The organism is Myxococcales bacterium, assembly GCA_022563535.1.
GTDB lineage: Bacteria > Myxococcota_A > UBA9160 > UBA9160 > UBA4427 > DUBZ01.
On sequence record JADFNE010000113.1, the window covers coordinates 1 to 8,404 of the forward strand.

At 58.6% G+C, this 8,404-nt stretch carries 7 protein-coding genes; all 7 read right to left on the reverse strand.

Features of this window, described 5'->3' with window-relative positions; all coding sequences use genetic code 11:
• Positions 1-257, reverse strand: a 257-nt coding sequence (locus IH881_19435) for a hypothetical protein (GenBank protein MCH7869875.1), incomplete at its 3' end; no start/stop codon positions are given.
• A 238-nt stretch (positions 258-495) separates the two neighbouring features.
• Positions 496-2,529 (reverse strand): DUF3604 domain-containing protein, encoded by a 2,034-nt coding sequence (locus tag IH881_19440; protein MCH7869876.1) that lies wholly within the window; start codon positions 2,527-2,529, stop codon positions 496-498.
• 21 nt (positions 2,530-2,550) lie between these two features.
• Entirely contained in the window at positions 2,551-3,261 is a 711-nt protein-coding gene (locus tag IH881_19445) for a hypothetical protein (GenBank protein MCH7869877.1), read from the reverse strand.
• Positions 3,262-3,722: 461 nt separating this feature from the next.
• A complete protein-coding gene (locus IH881_19450; protein MCH7869878.1) occupies positions 3,723-4,826 on the reverse strand; it encodes a hypothetical protein in 1,104 nt (367 codons plus the stop codon).
• Between the two features lie 475 nt (positions 4,827-5,301).
• Entirely contained in the window at positions 5,302-6,795 is a 1,494-nt protein-coding gene (locus tag IH881_19455) for a sulfatase (GenBank protein MCH7869879.1), read from the reverse strand.
• A 211-nt stretch (positions 6,796-7,006) separates the two neighbouring features.
• Positions 7,007-7,648, reverse strand: a complete 642-nt coding sequence (locus tag IH881_19460; protein ID MCH7869880.1) for a VPLPA-CTERM sorting domain-containing protein — start codon at positions 7,646-7,648, stop codon at positions 7,007-7,009.
• A 367-nt stretch (positions 7,649-8,015) separates the two neighbouring features.
• Positions 8,016-8,404 (reverse strand): hypothetical protein (locus IH881_19465; GenBank protein MCH7869881.1); only part of this gene is annotated, 389 nt, incomplete at its 5' end.

Genomic DNA, 8,404 nt, shown 5'->3' on the forward strand with positions numbered 1-8,404 from the left:
CGGTCGTCGACCCATACTGCATGATCGAAGAAGGGTATGAAGTGAAGCTTTTGACGGTAACGAGGAATGCGATGCAAGAAGCTTTCGGTCGCACACATGATGCGGTTGATGTCGATCCCTCCATCTTTCGTGCGCAGCGGACCGGCCTCATAGATCAGCGTGGAGGAAACGTGCATGTGCGAACTTTCTGACTCCATCAGGAGAAACGAATTGTCTTGTACCGAGAGTCGGTCGTAGGCGTAGTTGTAGTGGGCCATATCACCTCCCCGTCGACCGCACGCCGTGCGAGCGGCGAACGCAACTACTCTGTCAGGTGTAGCCAGGGAAGTCCAGCCCGATTTCGAGAGCTGCTGAATTCGCGAGAATGCACTCCGAGAATCGTCCGCGCCCGGGAGGGGGACTTCAACACGATTCCACCTCGCCCGTGGTGGTTGTCGAGGAATGTTCTCGAGGACACCGTTGAGGAGGTTCGAGGGGCGCTGCTGCGGACGGCGCTCAGACCGGCGGCGTATACCAGATGGGCGAGGTCCAGGCGCGCTCCTGAATCGTGCGTTTGCGCTCGGAATCGTCGCAGTCTGCGGGGCGTTCGTCGCCCGCGAGCCCGATGCACTGCCATGCGTTGTAGCGACAGCTCGGATTCTCGACGACGCGCATGTAGTAGACCGCGCGTCGATCGGGGTCAAAATCGGGATCCGTCCAGACTGAGCAGAGTTGACCAAAACCTTTTCCATGCAGCTCGCAGGTGTCGAGATCGACACTGGCTCCGTTCTGGGGATCGCCCGCGACCTCGTAGATCGCCTGATGGCTGGAGCCATCATCATCGACCCAACCCTTGATGATCTGCAGGCGCTGCAGTGGATTGCCCGGGGCTTGCTCGGTTCCGGGGTCGGCGAGGGCGAGGGACACGAAGGAGGGGGCAATTTGTCGGTTGGGCGGTGGCGCAAGGTCGCTTCCCATCGCCACGGATATCGTGTCCGCTCTGGCCACGGGGTCGGGCGCGTCGCAGAGAGCCGAGGGAAGGTTCCAGCCTCCGAAGAATCGCGGCACGATCCGCGGACCGCTGGTGCCGAAGACTTCCTTGCGTCGCATGGCTTCGAAGATGGCCGCCCGATCGTTTTCTTCGGCCCATACCCCGATCAACCCACCGGGATTGTTGGATGCATTGCCGGGATTCTCGCGGTCATAGCTTATGCGCATTGAAGTCGTCTGATCGCCCTTGCCGAGATGGCCCGGATAACTTCTTTCTTCGACACCACCCGCCAGGGCGTTGTGGGTGTCCGTGCTCGCCGACAATCCGAACTTGAACGGATTGACACCCATGCGTGCCTCTTCTTTCAAGCCTTCGATCAGTGCGTAGCGGGCATAGCTCAAGCGCGACAGGCAATTGGGCCCGAGGTGGGGGATGCTGTCGGCCAACCAGCCCGTAGGACATTCGTCTGGATCTTCAGAACCCGTGATCGCCATGAACGCCGAGTTCTCGAAGCGCTCGAAGTCGCACAACTCATCCTCGCTGTCGAGCACGCCCGGCACACCGTTGCGACACTCGGAGTCGCCCTTGTGTTGCATGATCTCGATCAGGGGCTCCATCTCGATTCGCAGCCTCGCCCGGGCGGCTCGCTCTTCGTCGTTGGAGGCACCGGGGTAATCGACTGCGAACATGCGACCGTTGCTGATGTTCGAGTTATGCGGGATCGCCAACACATCGCAACCACTTCCGCTTTGCTTGCAGCCACGCTTGAGCAAGTTCCAGAGTTCCCATTCGCGATGGGCGTCCAGATAGCTCACCGGTTGTTTCGGAACGATTTCGTTTTTGAAGATCACGTTGCGATGCAGGTTCGAGCCCATGCGAAAGGAACTGTACTCGTACGCGACAAACGCGGTCCGCTCACAGCGTTCGCTTCTGTCATTCCACTTTTCGGCGGCGGCTATGGTTTCCCGCCACATGGATTGCGCGGCTTCGCGGCAGCGAACTCCATCCGATCCGCAGATTGCGTCGTCCCGCCAGGTCACCGGGCTCATGATCTGAAAAACGAGTCGGGGAGCGCGCCCGTTCCCCTCTCGAAAGGTTTCGCAGAAATCTCCATCGTACCCCTCGGCTGTGGGATCGTTGCACAGCTTCGTTTCCCCTAGAAACTCCGCGTGATCGGTCACCGCCGCAAAGTCGAGGGGCCGATCGATGCGCACCTTCCGAGTCGGGCGACCGTCCGAGTCGTTTGGCGGCAGCAGTACGGGTTCTCCGAACGCGTAGCGGTAGGCGTCGTCGGGTCGCAACCGGACATCGAACATCCATGCGTCACTCGACAGCGAGGTATGGACATGCACGTCGCCGAAGTATGGGTTGCGCAGTGGATTGCGATCCAGGCAGCGCGCCTCGGGCACCGGCGCGGGAGATTGCGCAGCAACCGCAAAGGTTTCTGCGGGTGGTGACGGGTCACCGCAGGAAACGAGAACAAGGCTGAAGCCAAGTGCGACGAAGCTGGCATCCTTGATGTGGCGGTTGGTGTGGCGCTTGCGCGATCCGCGGGTCATTTCGATCTCCAGGCCACCAGTTTACTCATGGTTGGTCCATCCTCGATCCGGGTTGTATCCAAGGTGCCCCAGGCTTGTGCGGCTAATCCCACGCCTAGGCCTCACTCGCCTGCCGATCGCGTTCTTGTCGACCACACCCGCCAGAACCGAGATGTCTCGCCCTTTGACCTCATCGAGAGCAAACACTGAATGGCCATCGTTCGGCGCCGGTGCCGGCCCCAGTACCTGAAAGACGGTCGCGGGGATATCGGCGAGTTGCGATACCTCCTGCGAGAACCGGAGGGGAACCGCCGCGGAATTTGGGGGCTTGATCAGCAGCAGGGCATGTAGGCGACTGGAGAACTCGTCCAGTTCGTACCATTTTTGCTTTGACATCACGTTCTCCTGCACTGGGACAGGAGGCGCTTTGAACACCATCTCCTCGATTCTTTTCTTCCAGTGATCGATGTTGGGTCGGTCTTCGGTCAGAGAAGCACCGGCAGTTTGTGCCAGCTCGACTTCAGAGATTGAGTCGGTCGGCTGTCGGCTCGCGATCAGTACAAACGACGCCACTTGCCACACAAGAAGAACGACCACGTAGGGTGCCTCGAAGTCTCTCACCCAGATTTCAGGAATACGGATGCAGCCCACGACAAGTACGGTCGCCAAGGCGACTTGAATCGCGATCGAGTTCCAGGACTCTTCCAGGGACGCGGCCCCGTCCATCAATCCCCACTGTAATGGAACCAACATAAGGAACTACTAGTACTACAATCAGGATTGGAGTGCCCCAGCAGCGCGAAAAACTCCAGGAACGCACCGCGCTCACCGCGAGTCGCCGGAACTGCCTTTTCTACCGATTCTTGGGACAACCAACGGTAGTAGAGGGTTGGAGCGTTGAATTTGGTGGGTTGCTTGGAATACGACCCGATGCAGGACTAGAACACCCAGTTGCGCGTTTAGCGCTCCATATCGAAGCACGGGACGAGTCGAACCGGATAGGCAGACAGCTTCCTGTTCGCAGTAGACATCGACGTACTTCGTCACTTGTCACCAGTTACGAATCGCGAGTAACGAACAGCGACAGGGCTCTCTATCGTTTGACGTCGTGCTTGACACCGATGTGTTTCGGACGGAATTCTGATGTCTCTCCTGAGCGGCACAATACAGGTCATGCTCTCGGCCGTGAATGCGCGACGGGACGCGCTCCCGTCTCAGCGATAGAGCTTCGACTCTCGCATAAGCACGGACGCCGCGAAGGCGTTGCCCTTCGGCGACCAGTGGCGGTCACAAGAGTGGAAGAACTCGAATGTGCTCTCGCCAGCCATCGGGCCGATCAAGTCAATGAACTCGATGTCGAGTTCCTGGCAGAGAGCTCGCATGTCGCTCGAGAACGGGGGTGCGCCGTTCTTTGCATACTCCACGAAATCTACCTCTCGTGGAATCGCGAAGATCATCATTCGCTTGTTTGCTGCGAGAGAGCGGATCTTCTCGATCGAATAGCGCATGCGATCCCATTCATCACGCGTGTAGTGGTAGTAGCGGCTCTGGTCGGGAGCAGCGAGCTTCCGCATCTTGCGCGAGTACTTGTACGCGGCGATGTTCCAGCTCACGAAGTGATACCCGTAGGTGTAGTCTCGAAGGGTGGATCTCGCGACGGAGACCAGCCCGGGTCGTTCGTTGAACTCCGAGTCTGCAGGGTCGTTCAGGTTGTAGGTCAGTGTGTAGTCGGGGTAGCTGCCCTCCCAGTAGACTCGATAGCGCTTCGAATCTCGCCATGCGTCGGGGGCATCGTCAGTGAAGTCGTTGTCCGGAAGGATCGCGAGGATCACCGCGTCGTGATCGAATCCCTGGGCCAGCGATGCGTAAAGCTTGTACTCGCCGACGGGGCCGAAACCGCCAGCCGTCCCGAAGTTGAGATGCTCGATCCCTGACCGAACCGCGAGAAGGTTCGTGAGCCGGTCGTCGTCGGCGACCCCGTAGCCCTCTACGAATGAGTCGCCCAGCACAACGATCCGAGACTCGCTGGATCGTCGGTCTCGCTCCTTGTCTCGGGCACCGTAACTATTTGCCTTGTAGACGACGTCGAAGCAGGACTTCGCGTGGCGAAACTCGATCTTGTGATGCCAGACACCCCAGTTCGGATTGATGTCCGCCCAGAACGGCTGCGTCCCCGACTTCGAGTACGAGGGACGAGTCGCCGGAACGGTCTCCGTCTCGATCGCGATCATCGAGCCGCACTCGAAGGCTCCGATACCGAGGAGCAGAGACACGAGCAGGGAGAAGAACTTGATTCCGAGACGGGTCTTGTTCACCATTCCCGCGTTTCTCGCGCATGGAGGCGCGCGGGGACAAGGTCGGCGCTGCACTTGACCTGGAGGTCGAAGTTCTCTCGCACGAGGTCGAACTCATTGCAAACCAGCAGCGACATTACGTGAAGCATCAGGCGTAAACGAATACCTGAGTCCTGGCGGACCATCAAGCGGGCTACACGTGGATTCAACTCGCAGGCTCGATGAGCAGAAAGAGACGAGCGCGACTCCGCCCCATCGATGGAGTCTCACCCTCTCTCGCGCGCCGATGGCGGGAGAATGCGGCTACCACAGCGACGCCCGAAGACAGGGATGACTTTCTCGTTCTAGCTTTACATAAGACCCGTTATCGGGTTGTTTCGCAAAAATGCGGCTCGGATTGCCTAATCCCTCCTCTGCTTCCTTTCCAAGATCGGCGGAGTGGTGAATCGGTGCAACCCGTCGATGTTCTTTTGTCGAGTGGATCCCGATCGAAGAGACTTTAAAGGAGTTTTTTCCGCAATTCGGTGAAACGTTCTTTCAAGTGCATCGTGTTTCCAAGCGTTTCGTGAGTCGTCATTTCCTGGGCGCCAACAGATTTCCGCCAAGCGGCCAACTTTGTAGCCAACTCCTTCACTTTATTCGGCCGTTCAGCTGCGAGGTTCCGTCGCTCGGCCGGATCGGCTTCGAGGTCATAGAGTTCGAAGACGTCGGGCTGGCCGAGAAGATTTCTTTCGTAGGATTCGATCAGCTTCAGGTCACCTACCCGAATCGCGCCCTGTGGTCCCAACCCGTAGCGGTGATAGTGGGGAAAATGAAAGTAGAGCGTATCTCGGCCGAGTCGGCTCGACGGATTGCGGAAAAGTTCGGAAAGGTCCAATCCGTCGAGGTTTTCGAGGGAATCCGCAACCCCAGCCAATGACGCAAACGTCGGCAAGAAGTCGTTGCTGATGACGAGTTCGTCACTGGTGGTTCCGGAAGGTATCTGGCCCGGCCATTTCACGATCAAGGGCGATCGGATTCCACCCTCGTAAAGGTCGCCTTTGCTGCCCCGCAATGGGAGACCGTCCTTGGCACCGAGATGACCATTGTCTGAAAAGAACACGATCAGGGTTCTCTCTTCGATCCCCAGCTCTCGTACGCGCTCGAGTAGCCGCCCGATGCTCGCGTCCAGGACCTCGAGCATGGCGCCCTGGATCGGGTTGTGGTGGCCCTGTTTGACGTCGTTGCCGCTGCCGGATTTTTGGCGGAATTTCGCAACCAACGATTTCTTCTCGATTTCGGGGTCATGAATGCTGTTGTGAGAGACATACGCGAAAAAGGGTCGGTCGCGGTTCGTTTCCATGAAAGCCAGTGCTTGATCCGTAATGTGGCGAACGTGCTGGTAGTCACCTGCGTAGGGACTGGGCGGACCGGACTTGTACTTGTGGGTAGTGAGCACCTCGTCGAACCCCTGAGATCCGGGGTCACCCGGACGACCCGGCGCGTAGTCCTTGTCCTTGTTGAGGTGCCATTTTCCGAAATGCCCTGTCACGTAACCAGCCGCTTGCAACACCTCTGCCACGGTAACTTCTTCGAGCGGGAGCGACTTGGCAAAATCCGGGGTGACGGTGACCCGGTCGAAGTTGCGGCTAGTCGGGATGTTGACCGTGAGATGGGTTCGCGCCGGATACTTGCCGGTCATGATCGATCCCCGAGTCGGGGAGCAAACCGGTGCCGCCGCGTAGGCCTGGGTAAAGCGCATGCCATCAGCGGCCATTTGGTCGAGAACCGGCGTCTCGTGGTAGCTGGTGCCGTAGCTGCCCAGCTGATGCCACCCGAGATCATCCGCCAGAATGAAGAGGATGTTGGGGCGGTCCGCTGGCGCGGTCCGGTCGTCCAACTCGGCCATTTCGGCCGCGCTGTCCCGCGCTTCGGGCGTGGTCGAACTTGAGACGATCAGGCCAACGACAAGAACCAGTAAAGACCCAATGACTGAAAGGTGCGCTTTCTTCATCGGAGCTGGCACTTTCCTGTGTTTCAGCAGTCCGAATGCCGGATTGAGCACCTCCCATCCCCGGCCTAGGTCGAAAATACGGACCTATTTGTACTACACACAGGGTTGGAGTGCCCCAGAAAAGCGCGACGAGTTCCAGACGCAATAAAGGAGAGCCGGTGTCCCGACTCTCCTTTGATTTAGCGAGGTTCGCTGTCGCCAGCGACCCAGGCTAGCTTCGGCGTCGTCCCAGCTGCGTCAACCCGATCAGGCCCAGCATCAACATGACAGCCGAAGATGGCTCTGGCACAACGGCAGCGCCAAAGGCTCCGCCGTTCCCACTGTTCGTGTTAAAGAACGCCGCCACCGTAAATCCACCTGACGATTCACTCGACGAGAATGAACTCGCGTCGAATCCGGATCCCGAGATCGAGAATGTGAACTGGATTGTTTCGCCGGCGAGGACTTCACCAAACTCAGCACTCGGGCCGTTGCCGACCTTGATGCCGTCGACACCGTAATCGAACGTGCCGAAGATGTCCGCGGTCACACTTGTCGAAAACACCCAAAGTGCCGCGCCACCACTCGCGTTCGGAGACGTGTCCAGCGTGAGGTTCGTTACGTCGACCGACCCATTGAAGACGAGTTCCGTCATTCGCATCGTGCCCGTCGTGTCGTTCGTCACGTCGATCGTGAGCGTGTTCCCGGAAACCGAAAACTCGACCGTGCCGTCCATGGTTGCAGCCGGAGACCCGACTTCGTCGCTGCTCGCGTCACTGAGTGTGACGGTCGTGGCAGAGGAACTGGAGGCCAGCAAACAGCTCGCAAAAAACGCAGCAGCAGCTAGCCTCACAGCATGATTGCTGATCGGCATCGGTACAAATCCCTTCCCATTTCAGTTCAATTGCACCCGAATTCCCGGCGGTATTGCACCGGGCATCCATATCAATTACATCATCCCGCCCCGTAACATTGCAATCGCCGTACCAAGTGGTCCATCCGCATGCGGAATCGATAAGTTGCTGATAGCAAAGCGTTATTCAAACCGTCTCTCAGAATCGTTTCCCGTTGAGAGTGGAAGTGTCGTTCTTTGGTGTAACACAAAGGATAAAATTTTTCCCACGGGCCAATCACTGGGAGCGGATTGGGGGCCGACGGGATGGCGCAGCGGGAGTGTGAGCCTGCCCAGAGCGGGTGGGTCAACCGACTCCATTGAGCACACAAGTGACCCTCTTCTGGGGCTATATGGGGGGCGCCAGCTCGAACAACCACAGGTAGCCAGAGGCCACCGTCTCCGCCGAGACCGCGCTCGCCGCTGGATATTTGCGCCCCAACTCAGCAGTGATCGGCGCAATCAGTGGCCCACCTTCTATTCTCACCAGCTGACGCCGGTACTGCTTGTCGCCGATCCTGAGCAGGATGCGTCCATCCTTGAGCGCTTCGTGCGGCCACTGCTTCCAGATCTTGCCCCACCAGGTTGTCATATAGCCGCAGGGGATATAGGCCTTGCCCTCGTGCTCGATGATCCAGGTCGTGCGCGAGCGAGCGGGCTCGAGCAGCTGGAACTCGACCTCCTGGATGTCGTGTACGAATTTCCAGTCCGGTTCGTCCGTTCCCGTGACCAGGGTGC